The organism is Arthrobacter sp. Y-9, from assembly GCF_029690065.1.
Classification (GTDB): Bacteria; Actinomycetota; Actinomycetes; order Actinomycetales; family Micrococcaceae; genus Arthrobacter_E.
On the sequence record NZ_CP121463.1, the window covers coordinates 2,689,529 to 2,703,180 of the forward strand.

12 protein-coding genes are annotated in these 13,652 nt (G+C 69.0%); 4 read left to right on the top strand and 8 right to left on the bottom strand.

Annotated features, from left to right (window positions below; all coding sequences use genetic code 11):
• Positions 1 to 7 precede the first annotated feature (7 nt).
• Positions 8 to 2,104 carry an acyltransferase family protein gene (locus P9849_RS12110; RefSeq protein ID WP_278267029.1) on the bottom strand — a complete coding sequence of 699 codons (2,097 nt, stop codon included), beginning with the start codon at positions 2,102 to 2,104 and terminating at the stop codon, positions 8 to 10.
• 172 nt (positions 2,105 to 2,276) lie between these two features.
• Here P9849_RS12110 and P9849_RS12115 point away from each other — a divergent pair, with 172 nt between their 5' ends.
• Both P9849_RS12115 and P9849_RS12120 read left to right on the top strand, forming a co-directional pair.
• Complete coding sequence (locus P9849_RS12115; RefSeq protein ID WP_278267030.1) at positions 2,277 to 2,642, top strand: PadR family transcriptional regulator; 366 nt, start codon at positions 2,277 to 2,279, stop codon at positions 2,640 to 2,642.
• Positions 2,639 to 3,646, top strand: a complete 1,008-nt coding sequence (locus tag P9849_RS12120; RefSeq protein ID WP_278267031.1) for a hypothetical protein — start codon at positions 2,639 to 2,641, stop codon at positions 3,644 to 3,646. The genes P9849_RS12115 and P9849_RS12120 overlap by 4 nt, the downstream gene beginning before the upstream one ends.
• Before the next feature lie 88 nt (positions 3,647 to 3,734).
• On the opposite strand, the gene groL is transcribed toward P9849_RS12120, so the two are convergent.
• From groL to P9849_RS12135, 3 genes are all read right to left on the bottom strand, one after another.
• Positions 3,735 to 5,345 (bottom strand): chaperonin GroEL, encoded by a 1,611-nt coding sequence (gene groL, locus P9849_RS12125; protein WP_278267032.1) that lies wholly within the window; start codon positions 5,343 to 5,345, stop codon positions 3,735 to 3,737.
• A 104-nt stretch (positions 5,346 to 5,449) separates the two neighbouring features.
• The gene (groES, locus tag P9849_RS12130) at positions 5,450 to 5,746 is read right to left on the bottom strand and encodes a co-chaperone GroES (RefSeq protein ID WP_066211406.1); all 297 of its coding nucleotides are present in this window, start codon (positions 5,744 to 5,746) and stop codon (positions 5,450 to 5,452) included.
• 211 nt (positions 5,747 to 5,957) lie between these two features.
• Positions 5,958 to 6,344, bottom strand: coding sequence for a hypothetical protein (locus tag P9849_RS12135; RefSeq protein WP_144627767.1), 387 nt, complete (start codon positions 6,342 to 6,344; stop codon positions 5,958 to 5,960).
• An 81-nt stretch (positions 6,345 to 6,425) separates the two neighbouring features.
• Between P9849_RS12135 and P9849_RS12140 the strand changes: the two genes are divergently transcribed.
• Positions 6,426 to 7,649: a class I SAM-dependent methyltransferase gene (locus P9849_RS12140; RefSeq protein WP_278267033.1), complete on the top strand. Its 1,224-nt coding sequence runs from the start codon at positions 6,426 to 6,428 to the stop codon at positions 7,647 to 7,649.
• 89 nt (positions 7,650 to 7,738) lie between these two features.
• Here the strand turns inward: P9849_RS12140 and P9849_RS12145 are convergent, their stop codons facing one another.
• The 4 genes from P9849_RS12145 to P9849_RS12160 all read right to left on the bottom strand — a co-directional run bounded on the left by P9849_RS12145 (position 7,739) and on the right by P9849_RS12160 (position 12,254).
• A complete protein-coding gene (locus P9849_RS12145; protein ID WP_278267034.1) occupies positions 7,739 to 9,823 on the bottom strand; it encodes a hypothetical protein in 2,085 nt (694 codons plus the stop codon).
• Positions 9,824 to 9,974: 151 nt separating this feature from the next.
• Positions 9,975 to 10,811: a shikimate 5-dehydrogenase gene (locus P9849_RS12150; protein ID WP_278267035.1), complete on the bottom strand. Its 837-nt coding sequence runs from the start codon at positions 10,809 to 10,811 to the stop codon at positions 9,975 to 9,977.
• Positions 10,812 to 10,864: 53 nt separating this feature from the next.
• Complete coding sequence (ykgO, locus tag P9849_RS12155) at positions 10,865 to 10,987, bottom strand: type B 50S ribosomal protein L36 (RefSeq protein ID WP_278267036.1); 123 nt, start codon at positions 10,985 to 10,987, stop codon at positions 10,865 to 10,867.
• 49 nt (positions 10,988 to 11,036) lie between these two features.
• On the bottom strand, positions 11,037 to 12,254 hold the full coding sequence (locus P9849_RS12160; protein WP_278267037.1) for a GTP-binding protein: 1,218 nt from the start codon (positions 12,252 to 12,254) through the stop codon (positions 11,037 to 11,039).
• A 219-nt stretch (positions 12,255 to 12,473) separates the two neighbouring features.
• Between P9849_RS12160 and P9849_RS12165 the strand changes: the two genes are divergently transcribed.
• A complete protein-coding gene (locus P9849_RS12165; RefSeq protein WP_278267038.1) occupies positions 12,474 to 13,628 on the top strand; it encodes a glutamate--cysteine ligase in 1,155 nt (384 codons plus the stop codon).
• Positions 13,629 to 13,652: the final 24 nt, after the last annotated feature.

The following is a 13,652-nucleotide window of genomic DNA, read 5'->3' on the forward strand; positions in this document are numbered from 1 at the left end:
GTGAGCTTCACCACTTGATGAGCCGGGTGAACTCCGACGCGAACGGCGCCGCCAGCGTGTCCACGAACGTCTCCGTCAGATGGTTCGAATCCAGGAACACCCGCACCTTCCCCACCACCGGCGGGCACGTGGTGGGCAGGCAGATGTAGTCGCTGAGATCGATGAAGGTGGTGTTCTTCAGGACCGGCTCCAGCGGCGCGTAGACGGGCACCGCCGGCAGCACCTGATCCCGCTGCATCACACAGGCCGGGTTGTCGACGCCCTTGACCAGCGCGCATTCGGCGAGGTTCTTGGAGGAGCGGGGGTTGTCCCGCAGCCCGACCACCTTGATGCCCTGCTCGCCGAGATCGCGGGCAGTGCTCTCGAATCCGGTGCTCAGCTGCTCGTCCGGGGAGTCCGGGGTGGACTGGGTGGCCATCGTGATGACGAGGTCCGGCTTGAGCTGCTTGATGTACTGGCGCAGATCGGCGTTGAACGCGTCGCACTCCTCGTTGCCCGTGGGCTCCACGGAGTACGGGCAACCGCCCTTCACATCGGCGATGAGGTTCCAGTTCTGCTGGGCCGCCAGAGGCTTGATCGCGGCGAGCATCTGCTGAGCGTGGGAGTGACCCACCACCAGAACGGTCTTGGACGCGGTCCCCTCGGCGGGCTGCAGGGCGCAGTTGCGGATGACCTCGTCTCCCTGACTCGGGCTGAAGGCGCCCTCGCAGCCGCCCTCCAGCGTGGACCAGTCACTGCCGACGCGCTCCGGCTGGGGCACGACGGCGCTGGCCGACTGCTCCTCCGGGACATAGCCGGGCTCGAGGCTGGTGGCGCCCGGGTTGGTGACGGTGGAGACGCTCACGGGCGTCATGGACTTGGCTTTGTAGTCGACCCGCCAGGCGGTCAGCGGCACGGCGGCGCACATCACGAGCGTCACCGTCGCGACGACCGCGTTGCTCGTCCTCCGCTCGACCCAGTTCCAGCTGCGCAGCGGCTTCTCCACGAAGCGCGTGGTGAGGACCGCGGCCGCGAGGGAGAAGACGATGATGCCCAGGCCCAGCAGGAAGCCCGCGGACTCCCGGTCGGCCACCACGAGAGCGAGGGTCAGCACCGGCCAGTGCCAGAGATACAGCGCGTAGGAGTTCCCACCGAGCCGCGCCAGGGTCTTGGAGCTGAGGATCCGATCGACCCCCACCCGGGATTCCGTGGCGCCGGCGACCAGCACCGCGGACACGGCGAGCGTCGGCCACAGGGCGACATAACCGGGGAAGGCTCCCTGGACGTCGAGGATGAACCCACAGCTCAGCATGGCGGCCACGCCGGCCCAGCCCAGCACGATCCGCACCGTGCGGGGGAAATTCAGGTACGGCAGGACCAGCGCCAGCAGGGTTCCCAGCGCGAACTCCCACATCCTGGCGAAGGTGTCGAAGTACGCCAGCGCCTGATGACTCGCGGTGTACTGCACCGAGAAGATGAAGGACGCCACGAAAACCACAGAGAACACCGGGATCAGCACCGCGCGGTAGTTCCAGCCGAACTTCCGCGCCAGGATTCCGCAGAGCACGAAGATCAGGGGCCACAGGATGAAGATCTGCCCCTGGATGGACAGCGACCAGAAGTGCTGGAAGGGACTCGCCAGCGAATGGTCCGGGGCGTAGTAGTCCACGGACTGCGCCTGAAGGGCCCAGTTCTCCACATAGAACAGCGAGGCGAGGCCCTGGCCGATGATGTCGGCCCAGCGCGTGGCGGGCACCAGGAACCGGACGGCCAGGAGCACCACCACGATCACGAGGACGGCCGCAGGGAGCAGCCTCTGGAAGACATGGAGGTAGTGCTTCGGCAGGCTGACCCGCTGCCCCCGTTCGAAGCGCCGCGTGAACTGCAGTGTCATGAGGAAGGCGGAGATGAGCAGGAACGCGTCCACGCCTCCGGACACGCGCCCGAACCAGACGTGATAGGTGACGACCATCAGGACCGCGAGAGCGCGGAGCCCCTGGATCTCCGGACGGAAGGAACGCGCCGCGCCCGCGGAAGGGGTCGCGTCGGGGCTCGAGGGGCCGGCCGTGCGAGCCGTGCCTCCAGAGAGCCGTGTGAGGGCGTTCTTCATCGTCGCGGTGAGCATACCTATCCAGCCGTCGGAGCGTTATCTCATCGTTACATTCTAGCCTGTGCGCCGGCTATGCGCCTCCTCGGGACCTACTGGCCTACTCCGCACTCTTGACTAGTGTGCATTGCGTAGTAGTGTCGTGTGCAGAAGATCCGTGGACGAACCATGAGGTCGGAAAGGGGGATCCGTGGAAACCACACAGTTGCTCAAAGGTGTCCTGGACCTGGCCGTCCTGGCCGTGCTGGAGCGTGAGGACGGCTACGGCTACGACGTCGTCCGACGGCTCCGCGCGGCGGGACTCGAGGAGGTCGGGGACGCCTCGGTGTACGGCACGTTGCGCCGGCTCTACAACGGAGGCGCGCTCAGCAGCTATGTCGTGCCCTCCGACGGGGGCCCGCACCGGAAGTACTACGGCATCAACACGCAGGGCAAGGCCCTGCTGGAGGTCCAGGCCAAAGGATGGCAGGACTTCTCGCGCAGCATGGACCTGCTGATCTCCGGGGGTCCGCTCCCCGGCACCCGCACCACCGAAACCACCCAGGAGACGGAATGAGCACCACTGGAACCACGGGCGTCCCGGCAGCCATCGCCGACTACGCGGCGGCCGTACGCCGCGAGCTCGGCGATCTGCCGAAGCACGACGTCGACGAGCTGACCGAAGGCCTCGACGCCGACCTCCTGGAGCAGTTCCGTGAGTCCGGGACGGCGCCGCTGGAATCGCCGGCCTCGTACGCGGCGGAACTGCGGACGTCCGCCGGACTCGCCCCCAGGAGCGAGAGCCGGTCCGGCGCGGTGCGTGGCTTCACCGCCCTATACCGCGAGGCCGTCACCAAGCTCCGCCTCGCCGCGGATCGATACCCCCTCCTCCGGGCCACCTGGGATTTCCTCGTCCTGCTGCGACCGCTCTGGTGGGTGGTCCGGGCCTGGACGGTGTATCAGATCATCGCGTCGGCGTGGGGATCGGGCGTCCCGCGCTTCGTGTTCCCGCACGGACCGCTGACGTGGGCGTTCTTCATCCTCTGCGTGGTGCTGAGCGTCAGCTGGAGCACCAAGGTCCTCCGGCCCGGACACCGGCCTGCCCGGCTGCGGACGATCACCAATGTGGTGACGGTGGTGGCATCCCTCGTCACGGTCCCCATGGCGATCTCGGTGGCGAACAGCACCAAGGAGTACACCGGGTACGTCCCCGCAGGATCGTGCGCCCTGTACGACGGCGTCTGCCACAACGGCTCGGTCGTGGGACCGTTCTTCGTCTACGGCCCGGACGGCACGCGCCTGGAGAACGTCCGGTTCTTCACCAACGACGGGTCCAGCATCCCGATCGATCTGGCCCCGGCGGAGGATCCCGGCCCGTGGGTCGTCGCGCCGCGGAGCACGTCCGGAGCCGTGGCCCCGGGCATGAGTCCCGCGCCCAGCCCGACCACACCCGGCCCTGCAACACCAGGCAGCGCCGTGCCCGGCGCCGGTGCGACGTCCGCGCCGCGCTCCCCCGCGCCGTCGTCGCCGGTCACACCGGCTCCGACCAGTCCGAAGCCGAGCGCCACGCCCGGCCGCTGAGCCCAGCCGCCGGCGGTGAGCCGGCCCCGACAACACGAAAGGCCCGGATCCATTGGGGGGATCCGGGCCTTTCCGTGTCAGAGACGGGTCAGTGCTGGTGACCTGCGTGCTCATCCTCGTCGGAGGGCTTCTCGGCGACCAGGGTCTCCGTGGTCAGCACCAGCGCGGCGATGGAGGCCGCGTTGCGCAGAGCCGAACGGGTCACCTTGACCGGGTCGATGACGCCGGCCTCGATGAGGTTCTGGTACTCGCCGGTCTTGGCGTTGAAGCCGTGGTTGTTCTCCAGCTCGGAGACCTTGGAGACCACCACGAAGCCGTCGAAGCCGGCGTTCTGGGCGATCCAGCGCAGCGGCTGAGCCAGAGCGCGGCGGACGATGCCCACGGCAGCGGCGGCGTCACCCTGCAGGGCGGCGACGGCCGGGCTCTCATCCAGCGCCTTGAGAGCGTGGATCAGAGCGGAACCACCGCCGGAGACGATGCCCTCTTCGAGAGCGGCACGCGTGGAGGACACGGCGTCCTCGATGCGGTGCTTCTTCTCCTTGAGCTCGACCTCGGTGGCGGCGCCGACCTTGATGACACCGATACCGCCGGCGAGCTTCGCCAGGCGCTCCTGGAGCTTCTCACGGTCCCACTCGGAGTCCGTGCGCTCCAGCTCGGCACGCAGCTGAGCCACCCGCGAGGCGACGTCGTCGGCCGTGCCGGCGCCGTCCACGATCGTGGTGGAGTCCTTGGTGACCGTGATGCGACGGGCGGTGCCGAGCACCTCGAGGCCCACCTGGTCCAGGCTCAGGCCCAGCTCCGGGGAGATGACCTGGGCGCCGGTCAGGATCGCGATGTCCTGCAGCATGGCCTTGCGGCGGTCGCCGAAGCCCGGAGCCTTGACGGCGACCACGTTCAGGGTGCCGCGCAGGCGGTTGACGATCAGCGTGGACAGAGCCTCACCGTCGACATCCTCAGCGATCACGAAGAGCGGCTTGTTGGCCTGCAGGGTCTTCTCCAGCAGGGGAAGCAGGTCCTGAAGGCTGGAGATCTTGCCCTGGTTGATCAGGATGAAGGCGTCCTCCAGGACGGCCTCCTGGCGGTCCTGGTCCGTGATGAAGTACGGGGACAGGAAGCCCTTGTCGAACTGCATGCCCTCGGTGAGGACCAGCTCGGTCTGGGTGGTGGAGGACTCTTCGATGGTGATGACACCATCCTTGCCGACCTTGCCGAAGGCCTCGGCGAGCAGCTCGCCGATCTCCTCGGACTGCGCGGAGATGGCGGCCACGTTCGCGACGTGGTTGCCCTCCACTTCACGGGCGTTCTCCAGAAGGCGATCGGCCACGGCTTCCACCGCGGTCTCGATGCCACGCTTGATCTCGCCCGGAGCAGCGCCGGCGGCCACGTTGCGGAGGCCTTCCTTGACGAGGGCCTGGGCCAGAACGGTGGCGGTGGTGGTGCCATCGCCGGCCACGTCGTTGGTCTTGGTGGCGACCTCCTTGGCGAGCTGTGCGCCAAGGTTCTCGTAGGGGTCGTCCAGCTCGACTTCACGGGCGATGGTCACACCATCGTTCGTGATGGTGGGCGCGCCCCACTTCTTGTCCAGCACGACGTTGCGGCCGCGCGGGCCGAGGGTGACCTTGACCGTGTTGGCCAGCTTGTCGATACCGGCCTCGAGCGCGCGGCGTGCGGCGTCGTCGAACGCCAGTTGCTTTGCCATGAGTGTCCTTTCAAGAGCAGATCCCCGTCACCGACAGGGGGCACCGGCCAGGCCGGGCACCCGGTCATGGTGCGGGGATCTGCGCTACATGAGCTGTAGGGGCGTTACTTGACGATGATCGCCAGGACATCGCGGGAGGACAGCACGAGGTACTCCTCACCGCCGGCCTTGACCTCGGTGCCGCCGTACTTGGAGTACAGCACGACATCGCCCACGGCAACGTCGATCGGAACACGGTTGCCATTGTCGTCCACGCGGCCGGGGCCAACGGCCACGACTTCGCCTTCCTGCGGCTTCTCCTGAGCGGAGTCCGGGATGACCAGGCCGGAAGCGGTGGTCACTTCAGCGGCGAGCTGGCGGATGACAATACGATCCTCAAGAGGCTTGATGGAGACCGACACGATCTCTCCTTTGCATGAGATTTCTTACGTCTTCAGCCGCGGTGCCAACCGTCGTCGCGGTGCCGGCAGCAACCTTGGGCTTAGCACCCGAGGGGTACGAGTGCTAATAGCAACTGTAGGGATGCGTTAGCACTCGGTCAAGGCGAGTGCCAACTATTCGTCATCGGCGGAACACCTCCGCCTCGACGTTCGGCGCGGGGCCGGGGCACGGTCAGTCGAGGATGTCCTCGACGCCCAGGTCGCCCTGCTCAGGATCCTGCCCCTTCGGACGGTTGTCGCGGTTGAGATAGAGCCCCACGGCCCCGAGTGCGGCGAACACGGCGGCGAGGATGAGGACCACCCAGGCCCCGGCGCGCACGGGCGAGTAGATCTCCCGCAGCCCCTTCGCCTCCTCGGTGGCGTCGGCGATGTTCTTGCCGTCCACGGAGTACACGGCGGCATTGAACGTGTCGAGGACCCACAGCACACCCAGGACGGCGAAGGCCACGAGGAGCACGACCACGCCCACGATCAGCAGGGCCCGCGAATACTCGCCGAGCAGGGCCACCAGCACCTTCCGGGAGCTCGAGGCGGATGATCTGGGCTGGTGGGCGCTCATACTGCCAGCCTACCGGCCATGGCTGGACGCCCGCTCCGCCCGCGACCCTTCCGCCGCCGGCCCGCGCACTAGGCTGGAACCATGCCCACCCCCGACGGCCAGATCGCGCCCCTGCTCACTGCCGAGGCCTTCTCCCTGCTGAACTCGCTGGAACCCTACTCCGAGAAGGACGCCCTGGCGCAGAACCTCCGGCTCCGTAAAGAGGGACATGATCCGGCCCTGGTCGCCGCCCTGCTGACCCAGAGCCGGCTCCGGGCGAAGGCGGAGGCGAAGTTCGGTCCGTTCGCGCAGGACATGTTCTTCACCCCGGCCGGCCTGGAACAGGCAACCCGGCTCAACGTCGCGGCCCTGCACGCCGAACGGTACCGCCGGGCCGGGGTGACACGCGTGATCGACCTCGGCTGCGGCCTCGGCGCCGACGCGCTGGCCCTGGCGTCCCTCAACCTCGACGTCACCGCCGTCGAGCGGGACGAGGAGACCGCCGCCTGCGCCGCCGTGAATCTGCGGTCCTTCCCGGAGGCGCGCGTGCTGCACACGGACGCCACTACGCTGGACCTCGCGGAGTACGACGGCGTGTGGCTGGATCCCGCGCGCCGGGAGGTCTCCACGTCCGGCTCGGCCAGGCTGTGGGACCCCGAAGCGTTCTCCCCTCCCCTGTCCTTCGTGGAGCGCCTCGCCGCGGAGGAGAAGGCCGTGGGTGTGAAGTTCGGCCCGGGCATGCCCCACGAATCGATCCCGGCGGGCTGCGAGGCCCAGTGGGTGTCCGTGGACGGCGACGTCACGGAGGTCACCCTCTGGTTCAACGCCCTGGCGCGGGAGGGCGTCCGGCGCTCGGCGCTCCTGCTGACACCCGCGGGTCGAGTGGAACTCACCTCCGGGACAGAGTTCGGCGAGAGCCCGGAGGCGCTGACCGGCCCGGTGGAGGGCTTCCTGCACGAGCCCGACGGCGCCGTCATCCGCGCCGGGCTCGTCTCGGATCTGGCGGAACGGATCGGGGCGCACTTCCTCGATCCTCAGATCGCCTACCTCGCAAGCGAGAAGGCTCTTGCAACGCCCTTCGCGCGGAGCTACCGCATCCTCGAGACCATGCCGTACAACGTCAAGGCTCTCCGGAACTGGGTCAAAGCCCACGACGTGAGCAGCCTCGACATCAAGAAGCGCGGCACCGCCGTCACCCCCGAGGAACTCCGGAAACTCCTCCTGCCGGGCAAGCCGCGCAAGGGAGGGAACCACGCCACCCTGGTCCTGACCAGGATCGGCCAGGACCGCGTGGTGATCGTGGTGGAGCCGGTCGACCGCGGCTGAGCGGGTGTCGGGCCGAGCCCGACGTGAGCCGGCCCTGAGGCGCTGTCCGCGGTGACAGTGACCGGCGAACAGCGCCTCAGGGCGCCGCATCACGCGAGCGTGACCCGAGTGGCCGTCCCGCGGACTCCTGCGGCCGAGATCGGCACCACGGAGAACGTCCGGCCCGAAGCCAGGTCCACCGCCGGGGAGAAGAACGCGTCCCGGTGCGTCCTGCCGAGCCACGCGTCCCCCTGGAACACGTCATACGCGGTCGCGCCGCTGCCGAGGGCCCAGGTGAGTTCCACGTCCGTGCCGCCACCGACCGTCCGGACCGCCAGGCCACGCACCGCCGCGGGCGCCGTCGTGGCCCCCGACTCGCGGAAGGACAGGCGTCCGAGCCGTCCGGCGCCGCTGATCCGCAGCGAGAGCCGCACGACGGCGTCGCGGTCGGCCGGGATGACGCCGCGGTGCGGCGCCCACGGGGCTGACGGGCCGCCGTCGCGCGTGAGAGGCCGCCACTCGATGCGGCCCGGCTTCGACCGGCGGGTGACCCCGACTTCCAGGGTCAGACCGGGGCTCGCGACCACCTCCACCTGCACCGCACGGCTCTGGCGGAGGTCGGTCTTGAAGAGGTGCAGCACGCCCGTGCCGGAGACGGAGAGGCTGTGGCCGCTGTCGTAGGAGGCGGTCTCATCCAGCGCGACGGCGAGCCGGCCCTCGGTCCAGTACTGCCAGCTGAGCGAGGGGTCGGCGATGCCCTGGCTGTCCCAGCCCCGCGAGCTGACCGCCCGTCCCCCGACACTGAACGACGACCCGACGCCCACGTTGAACGAGTGCACGATCGGCAGCGCACCGTACGGCGAGCGCTCGACCACGGAATGGGCGATGCCGTCCCATTGCCGGTAGTTCAGCACGTCGCTGCGGTATGGAGGCTTGCGCGGCTCCAGCCGGCCCGATTCCGCCGGATTCCCGGTGGGCCCGGACCAGAACTTCTGCTCCAGATCGCGGTACCGCGCACGGCCCTCCGGGTCATGGACCTCGCCACGGTGAGCGGCGTCCAGCCAGAACTCGCTGTCCACGAAGAGCGCGACCGAGAGCGGTCCGGGCTTCCCCGGCGCCGCCAGGTCCCCGAAGCACTCCATCGGACGGAAGCCGCCCTTCTGGTGCTCCACCCCGGCGAAACCGACCTCGCGGGGGTCGAAGCCGGCGGCCTTGACGGCGGCCGCGCTGTTCCGCAGGCCCGGATCCACGCGCGGCCAGTCGTAGTTGATGAAGATGGAGTCGACGGCGCGGTCCCCCGGCGTGCCGAGCGAGGGCAGGTTCCGGGCGTTGAGTTCGTTCTGATAGTCCAGGACTCCGCTGTCCGGCAGCACCGCATCGTAGTACTGCAGATAGAAGTCCGGGTCGATCGACTTGATGTACCGGAAGAGCTCGAACAGCTTGCCCACCTGAGCCTTGGTGATCGAGGCCTCCTGGTTGATGAAGAGCCCGTCGAAACCGAAGTACTGCTTCAGCTCCACGATCTTGTCCCCCACCGGGAATCCGCCGTCGGCGCGCTGCACGAGGAACTCATCGAACGCCGTGGTGCTGCGGGGCCAGAACCAGCCGCCGATGGCACGGGCGCCGTTCTTGTGCGCGGCTTCGGTCCATCCGGGGTTCGGGATGTCGATGACGCCGTAGTCACGGCCCGGGGCGGACGGGTTCTTCACCACGTCATCCGGCACGGAGGCGAGCACCTGTCCGTGCCAGGTCCCCCAGATGTCGATGTACGGCCAGTACCGCTGCGTGTACACATACGGTTCCTGGCCGATCGCCTGGTTCCGCCCTTCGTAGACCGAACCGGCGTCGTCGATGGTCAGGGTGGACAGCTGGACGGCCGGGTCGAGGTCGGGGTGGGCCTGCGTCGGCGCGAACGGCGCGATGCGTTCGGCCCGCGGCAGGAGACACCGCAGATGCCGGCCCCACGGGGTGGTCGCGGGGTCGAAGTCGAGCAGGTCCCGGGGATTCCACCCGAAGGTGGACGGCCCGGCCGGGATGCCGCCGCTGCCCGGCACGGGGACGCCGGCCGGCGCCATGACGGGATGCACTCCCGCCGAGGCGCCGCCGGCAGCCGAGGCCGCGGGGGCCGTGGCGAGGCCGAGCACTCCGGCCAGGCCCGCTCCGCCCACGGTGAGGAAGGTTCGCCTGCTGGTCATGCTGGAACTGGACATTCAGATACCGCCCTTCAGGTCGCTGGCGGCGCAGCGCTGCGCCGCTGCCAGGAACTATAACGGTTTAGTGATGCGCCGCCAAGGGGTCCGGACAGGACTGCACAGGAGCTGTGAAGGGCTTGCGGCGGGCGGCTTGTCAGGCCTCGCGGCGGGAGAACTCGCTCGCCTCGCGGACGAGCTCCGCGTCCGGACGCACCCCGGTGTACAGCACGAACTGCTCCTCCGCCTGGATCGACGCCACTTCGGCGCCCGTGATCACGGGCTTGCCGGCGGCGCGGGCGGCCTTCAGCAGAGGAGTCTCGGACGGCATGGCGACGACGTCGAACACCAGCTCGGCCGCCTCGATCGCCGACTGCGGGAAGGACAGCGCGTCCTCCTCGGCGCCGCGCATGCCGAGCGGAGTGACATTGACCAGCACCTGGGCCTGCGACCCGTCCGCGAGGTGGCCGCCGTCGTCGTCGGCCTGCCAGGCGAAGCCGTACAGCCCAGCGAGGGCGCGGCCCTTCTCCTCGTTGCGCGCGACGACGGTGACGTTGCGGAAGCCGGCATCCCGGAAGGCGGCGACCACGGCCTTCGCCATGCCGCCGGAGCCGCGGAGCATGACGGACAGCCCGCTGTCGACCCGATTCTCGGCGAGGAGGCGCTCCACGGCCTGGTAGTCGGTGTTGTAGGCGGTCAGGACGCCGTCGTCATTGACGATCGTGTTGACCGAGTCGATCGCGGCGGCCGACGGCGCCAGGTGATCCACCAGCGGGATCACGGCCTCCTTGTACGGCATGGACACGGCGGCGCCACGGATCGGCAGGCCGCGGACACCCTGCACCGCGGCGGCCAGATCGGCCGGGGCGAAGGCCTTGTAGACGAAGTTCAGCCCGAGCTTCTCGTAGAGGTAGTTGTGGAAACGGGTCCCGATGTTGCTGGGCCGCGCCGCGAGGGAGATGCAGAGGGTCATGTCCTTGTTCAAGATCGCCATGCGCTCATTAAACTGCACGGCCCGGCGTCCGTGGACGCCGGGCCGTGGCGGAGTCAGCCCTGCCGGGCCTTGAACCGCGGATTCTTCTTGTTGATCACAAACGTCCTGCCGCGCCGCCGGACCACCTGGGCTCCGGGGACCTTCTTCAGGGCGCGCAGCGAATTGCGGACTTTCATGGCTGTTCCTTTCGGGATGGGGATGGTGGAAGCGTGGGGCCCGCCGCGGTCACAGGCCGGGCCAGGCCGTCGGATCGCGGTCCGGCAGACCGAACGGGTCGGGGAAGCGCGCGGGGTTGAGGGCCAGCTCGGCGTCAGTGAGCTGGCAGGAATCGAGCAGCCGCGCGACCGCCGCCGGGTCGATGTCCTCGACACGCCCCGTCACGGCGACGACGGCGGCCTCCGCCGTGAGCGGACCCCCTCCCCAGCGCGTGGGGAACGGCTCCGGGCGGGCGCCGGGCGCGGGCCTCTCGGCCAGTTCCATCCACACCCGAGGCCCGACGCCCTGAAGCGCCACGCTCCGGTAGCCGGACGACGCCAGACGGAGCGTGCCCCGCAGCCAGTGCGCCCCCTGGGCCAGCTCCGGGAGGTTCAGATGCAGGCGGAGCGGATGCAGAGGCCGGGCGAGACGGTGCACCACGGTGCGGAACGCTCCCGGGCCATCGGCCGGGTCCTGCTCCCGAGGAGCCAGCACCGCCCCCGGGCGCGAGCGGGTCAGCGCCTCCGCCCTGTCGTGGCATCCGGGCCGGAACTCGTCTCCGGCGCCCAGCACCGCGGCATGGGGCGCCAGGTGCCCCAGGAGGCGCACGCCCTCGGTCCACGACGGTCCGGGGAATGCCGGCGCCGAGGGAGCATCGGCGCCGCGGTCGGCGTCGGCGTCCGCAGCAAGGTTCGAGGCGGCGTCCACGGCGAGGTCCGTGGCGAGGGAGGCCGACAGCCCGGGAACGGTCAGCACGGTGTCGCCGAGCACGAACTCGCCCACCAGGAACTCGCCGCTCACGCGGTCGTCCGCGGGCATCGGGGTGAACCCCGCGTCATGCAGGGTCCGCGGATCCCAGATCTGATCGTCGAGTTCGGACGGGTCCACGGCCACGAGGAGGTTGTCGATCACCAGATCCTCGGGCCCGTTGATCCGCAGCTCCTCCAGCACCTGACCCGCGGCCACCCCGGGCGGAAGGCCGAGCACCAGATGGGGACAGCCCGCGCGGGCGAACTCCCGCACGGTCGGCACGACGTCGAGGCGGACGGTGCAGGCCAGGCAGCCGTGTTCCAGGAGCTTCTCCTGGCGGTCGATGATCCGGTCGCGGAAGTGCACCCGGCGCAGGACGCGGGAGTCGGGAAGCAGGTCATGGAGCACGAGCACCGAATCGCGGTGACCTCGGCCCACGAGCTTCACGGCCTCCGCGCGGCAGTGGCTGTCCAGGGAGCTGACCATGGTGAGATGCATGGAGAGAGCTTATATGAGAATGATTCTCATTATCAATTCGAGGGGCGGTCCTGTCCCCCGGCGACGCGCGGCGTCATGTGTCAGCGCGTGACGCATCTCCCGCTGTCACGCAGGATTCACCAGCTCGGCCGAGGCCCCTCGCATATTAGACTTACGCAAGCATCGGCAAGGTCTCCTGACCGCCACTCAGAGGAAGCCGAGCAAGAAGGAGGGGACCAGGTGCAGATCGACTTCGCAGACTCGGAGCAGTCCACACTCGGCATTGAATGGGAGCTCGCTCTCGTCGACGGCCACACCGGAGAGCTCGCGTCCGTGGCCCAGGAAGTCCTGGACCAGGTCACCGCGAACCACCCCGGGCTCCAGGATGGCGAAGAACACCCGCACATCAAACAGGAACTCCTCCTGAACACCGTGGAACTCGTCACCGGCGTGCACCACACCGTGTCCGAGGCCAAGGCCGATCTGCAGCGCTCCCTCGACGCGGTCCGCGAAGTCACCGACCCCATGGACGTCGAAGTCTTCTGCGCCGGCAGTCACCCCTTCAGCCCGCCGCAGCTCCAGCCCGTCACGGACAAGGAGCGCTATGCCAAGCTGATCGACCGCACCCAGTGGTGGGGCCGCCAGATGGTGATCTACGGCGTCCACGTGCATGTCGGCCTCGATCACCGCAACAAGGCGCTTCCCGTCATGGACGCGCTGCTGAACTACATGCCGCACTTCCAGGCGCTCTCCGCCTCGAGCCCGTACTGGGGCGCGGAAGACACCGGCTACGCCTCCCAGCGGGCCCTCATGTTCCAGCAGCTTCCCACCGCGGGCCTGCCGTTCACCTTCCAGTCCTGGGGGCAGTACGAGGACTACGTCTACGACATGTTCACCACCGGGGTGATCGACACCGGCAGCGAGATCCGCTGGGACATCCGCCCCGTGCCCGCTCTCGGCACCATCGAGATGCGGGTCTGCGACGGGCTCGCCACCCTCGAAGAGGTCGGCGCCATCGCCGCGCTGACCCAGTGCCTGGTCGAGGAGGCATCCCAGCAGCTCGATGCCGGCTGGGCCATCCCCACCATGCCGCGCTGGTTCCTCAAGGAGAACAAGTGGCGTGCGGCCCGCTACGGCCTGGACGCCATCATCATTCTGAACCGGGCCGGCGACGAACTCCTGGTCACCGACCACCTGCGCAACAACGTGCTGAACCGCCTCGAGCCCATCGCGGCCAAGCTCGGCTGCTCCGAGGAACTCGCCCACGTGGACAAGATCATCGAGCGGGGCGCCGGCTACCAGCGGCAGCGCAAAGTGGCGGCAGCGAACGACGGCGACCTGCACGCCGTCGTGCTCGACCTCATTCAGCAGATGCGCAAGGGCCCCGACGCCTGATCGCCCCTCCCCGACCCCGCGAGG

Coding starts and splice junctions, on each gene's coding strand:
- P9849_RS12150 (WP_278267035.1), bottom strand. CDS start 10,811: ATGGCGATCTTGAACAAGGACATGACCCTCTGCATCTCCCTCGCGGCG.
- P9849_RS12140 (WP_278267033.1), top strand. CDS start 6,426: ATGCCCACCCCCGACGGCCAGATCGCGCCCCTGCTCACTGCCGAGGCC.
- ykgO (WP_278267036.1), bottom strand. CDS start 10,987: ATGAAAGTCCGCAATTCGCTGCGCGCCCTGAAGAAGGTCCCCGGAGCC.
- P9849_RS12160 (WP_278267037.1), bottom strand. CDS start 12,254: ATGCATCTCACCATGGTCAGCTCCCTGGACAGCCACTGCCGCGCGGAG.
- groL (WP_278267032.1), bottom strand. CDS start 5,345: ATGGCAAAGCAACTGGCGTTCGACGACGCCGCACGCCGCGCGCTCGAG.
- P9849_RS12120 (WP_278267031.1), top strand. CDS start 2,639: ATGAGCACCACTGGAACCACGGGCGTCCCGGCAGCCATCGCCGACTAC.
- P9849_RS12135 (WP_144627767.1), bottom strand. CDS start 6,344: ATGAGCGCCCACCAGCCCAGATCATCCGCCTCGAGCTCCCGGAAGGTG.
- P9849_RS12110 (WP_278267029.1), bottom strand. CDS start 2,104: ATGCTCACCGCGACGATGAAGAACGCCCTCACACGGCTCTCTGGAGGC.
- P9849_RS12145 (WP_278267034.1), bottom strand. CDS start 9,823: ATGACCAGCAGGCGAACCTTCCTCACCGTGGGCGGAGCGGGCCTGGCC.